The sequence below is a fragment of the Micromonospora globispora genome (assembly GCF_003857015.1).
Classification (GTDB): Bacteria; Actinomycetota; Actinomycetes; order Mycobacteriales; family Micromonosporaceae; genus Micromonospora; species Micromonospora globispora.
Map to the genome: position 1 here is coordinate 1 of NZ_QGGF01000605.1, position 2,640 is coordinate 2,640.

At 74.9% G+C, this 2,640-nt stretch carries 3 protein-coding genes and 1 pseudogene; 2 read left to right on the forward strand and 2 right to left on the reverse strand.

Features of this window, described 5'->3' with window-relative positions:
• Nucleotides 1-193: pseudogene (locus DKL51_RS30180) on the forward strand (hypothetical protein); the annotation flags it as partial.
• On the opposite strand, the gene DKL51_RS30185 reads toward DKL51_RS30180, so the two are convergent.
• Nucleotides 163-639, reverse strand: coding sequence for a cyclic nucleotide-binding domain-containing protein (locus DKL51_RS30185; RefSeq protein ID WP_109944348.1), 477 nt, complete (start codon nt 637-639; stop codon nt 163-165). The pseudogene DKL51_RS30180 and the gene DKL51_RS30185 sit on opposite strands and share 31 nt — an antisense overlap.
• A 61-nt stretch (nt 640-700) precedes the next feature.
• Nucleotides 701-1,120 (reverse strand): Hsp20/alpha crystallin family protein, encoded by a 420-nt coding sequence (locus tag DKL51_RS30190; protein ID WP_109944349.1) that lies wholly within the window; start codon nt 1,118-1,120, stop codon nt 701-703.
• A gap of 190 nt (nt 1,121-1,310) precedes the next feature.
• Between DKL51_RS30190 and DKL51_RS30195 the strand changes: the two genes are divergently transcribed.
• Nucleotides 1,311-2,640 (forward strand): HAD-IC family P-type ATPase (locus tag DKL51_RS30195; RefSeq protein ID WP_148097888.1); only part of this gene is annotated, 1,330 nt, incomplete at its 3' end.

The following is a 2,640-nucleotide window of genomic DNA, read 5'->3' on the forward strand; positions in this document are numbered from 1 at the left end:
CACGGCGGCCGCCCCGCTGGCGCTCGCCGCCGCCGCGCTCGGGGCGGTGGCGGTGGGCACGCTGGTGATCGGACGGCTCGCCGTACGCCGAGCGGTGATCCGCGAGCTGCGGATCGGCCGGCTGGAGGTGGACGAGCTGATCGTCCACCGGCACTCGGTGGGTCAGCCGGTCGGGGGCAGCGCCGCCGGGTAGCCGTAGAGGTCGAGCAGGCGTACCCGGGAGGCTTGCAGCCGGTCCACCACGACGCTCATGAACCGGGTGGTGAGCTGCCGGCCGAGCGCGTCGTCGGCCTCCATCAGCCGGCGTACCCCGTCGGCGGTGAACTCGACGGCCGTGCTGCGCTGCGTGGCGACGGCCCCGAACTGCCAGCGGTACGGCGGGAAGAGCCAGGACCAGCCGAGCACCCCGCCCGCGCCGATCGTCTCGATTCCCACGTCACCGCGACCCGGCACCGGGAAGTCCAACGCCACCTGGCCGCTTCGTACCAGCCAGAACCGTTCCGCCGGCTGCCCCGTACGGAACAGCCGGTGCCCGGGGTGCCAGACCACCGGACGGGCGTAGCCGGTCAACCGGGGCAGCCACTCCTGCGGCAGGCCGGCGAGGAAGGGGTGCGCGCGGAGCATCTCCAGCGGTGTCATCGCGTCACGTCTCCTGGTTCGGGTGAGGGACCCGGCGAACCGCCGGGCCCCTCAGGTCTGCTCACCGCTTGCCGTTGTGCTCCACGGTGATCGGGATCTCCCGGGCGGTCGGCTCGGTCGCGCCGATGGTCGCGGTGATCTCGAGGATGCCGTCCGCATAGCGGGCCGCGATGGTCTCCTCCTTGACCCCGGCGGGCAGCGGGATGAGCCGCGAGAAGGAGCCGTAGTGGAACTCGGAGTGGACCTTGTCCGTGTGGCTCTCCCGGCGGACCACGTCCAGCCGCAGGTTGTCGCCGGTACGGGTGATGCGCACGTCCTTCGCCGGGTCGATGCCCGGGAGTTCCGCGCGGATGACGTACCGGTCGCTGTCGAGGTAGTCCTCGACCCGGATCGTCGGCGCCAGCATCGGCAGCCAGGACAGGTTCGTCCAGTCGAACGGCGCCAAAGTGCCGCCGCCCCGGAACTTGGTGACAGTGGACATTTTCGACCTCCTTGTCGATCGTCCCCCTCCATCGGACCTCGGCGGAACCCGCCGCGTCAGGGCCGTTGGTCCCGCGCCCGGCGGGCGCAACGCCTCTGCCCACGCCCGGTCCGCGGGATGAGGCTGGAGCGGGACGGTGCGCACCGCGGCGCCCCTCGGAGGGCGGAGGTCACTGGTGGCAGCAGCCGGGATGACGACGCGGATCGGGACACCGCCGCAGGCGCCCAGCACACCGCCGACCGGCCTCGGCTCGGCTGCCGCCGCCGCCCGGCTGCGCGCGGACGGCCCCAATCAGGTCGCCGCGCCGCGCCGCCGGCACCTCGCCACCCGGATCCTGCACCAGCTCACCGATCCGCTGGTCGCCCTGCTGCTCGCCGCCGCCGTGGTCACCACGGTCCTCGGCGACCACCCGGACACCGCGGTGATCGTGCTGGTGGTGGTCGTCAACACGGCCATCGGCGTGGTCCAGGAGATCCGCGCGGACCGGGCGATCGCCGCGCTCGACCGGCTCGCCGCGCCGACCGCCCGGGTGGTCCGCGACGGCCACGATCTGATCCTGCCCGCCGCCGAGGTCGTCCGCGACGATCTGGTACGCGTCGAGGCCGGCGACGTCGTCCCGGCCGACCTGCTGGTGCTCGAGGCGAACCGGCTGCACGTGGACGAGTCGGCGCTGACCGGGGAAGCGGTGCCGGTCGGGCGGGTCACCGGCCAGGAGCTCTCCGCCGGGACCGTGGTCACCACCGGCCGGGCCACCGGTCTGGTGCTGCGGACGGGCGCGGCCAGCGCCCTGGGACGGATCAGCAGCCTGGTGGCGCGGACCCGGCCGGGCGCCACCCCGCTGCAGCGCCGGCTGACCGGTCTGGGCCGGGTCCTCGGCCTGGTGGCGGTGCTGCTCTCGGCGCTGGTCTTCATCGTCGGCGTGCTCGGCGGCCGGCCGGTGGTCGAGATGGCGGTCACCGCGGTCAGCCTGGTGGTGGCGGCGGTACCCGAGTCGCTGCCGGCGGTGGTGACCTTCGCCCTGGCGCTGGGCGCCCGCCGGATGGCGCGGTCCCGGGCCATCCCCCGCCGGCTGCACGCGGTGGAGACGCTCGGCTCGGTGACCGTGGTCGCGTCCGACAAGACCGGCACCCTCACCCAGGGGCGGATGGCGGTGCAGCAGGCGGTCACCGCCGACGGCGCCCGGTACGCGGTCACCGGCACCGGGTACGCCCCGCAGGGGACGGTGCACCGGGACGGCGCCCGGGTGGCCGTACCGGATGAGCTGCGCCGCCTGGCGCGGGCCGCGCTGCTCTGCAACGACGCGACGCTGTCCGCCCCGGACGACCGGCGGCCGGAGTGGACGGCGGTCGGCGACCCGCTGGAGGCGGCGCTGGTGGCCTTCGCGGCCCGGTGCGGCCTGGACCCGCAGGCCACCCGCGCGGCCTGGCCACGGGTCGCTGAGCACCCGTTCGACCAGGACACCCGCCGGATGACCACCGTGCACCGGGCCTGCGACCGCCGCCACCTGGGTGGTGTGCAAG